1 protein-coding gene is annotated in these 578 nt (G+C 72.1%); it reads left to right on the top strand.

Annotated elements, in window-relative coordinates; all coding sequences use genetic code 11:
- Positions 1-550 (top strand): transposase (locus tag QYS60_RS25755; RefSeq protein ID WP_371384667.1); only part of this gene is annotated, 550 nt, incomplete at its 5' end.
- Positions 551-578 lie beyond the last annotated feature (28 nt).

The following is a 578-nucleotide window of genomic DNA, read 5'->3' as shown; positions in this document are numbered from 1 at the left end:
CTCGCCCACGGCGTTGACCACCACCTGCGCCGGGTTGCGGCCGGGACCGGTCGTCCCCGGCGACCCGACCGCGGCCGTGGAGACCGCGCTGCGCTCGCTGGCCCGCCGGATCCTCGACCTGACCGACGAGGAACGCACCCTGCACGCCCACCTCAAGGCCCTGGTGGCGCACACCGCTCCCGACCTGCTCGACCGGATGGGCATCGGCGTCGAGACCGCCGCCCAGCTGCTGATCACCGTCGGCGACAACCCCCACCGGATCCGCACCGAGGCCGCCTTCGCGCATCTGTGCGGAGCCGCCCCGATCCCGGCGTCCTCGGGCCGGACCCACCGGCACCGGTTGCACCGCGGTGGCGACCGGCAGGCCAACCGGGCGTTGTACATCATCGTCATCACCCGGCTGGCCCACGACCGCCGCACCCGCGACTACGCCGCCCGCCGCACCGCCGAAGGCAAAACCAGACGCGAGATCATCCGCTGCCTCAAACGCGCCGTCGCCCGCGAAGTCTTCCGTCTACTCACCACCACCGGGGACCCCACGAGCCCTTGACGGAACATAGGAGCATCATCGGGTCGAT

Origin of the sequence: Rhodococcus sp. GXMU-t2271 (assembly GCF_041414735.1) — a bacterium.
Lineage (GTDB): Bacteria > Actinomycetota > Actinomycetes > Mycobacteriales > Mycobacteriaceae > Rhodococcus > Rhodococcus indonesiensis.
The sequence above is the reverse complement of the archived record's forward strand: the minus strand, read 5'-3'. Positions and strand labels throughout refer to the sequence as shown.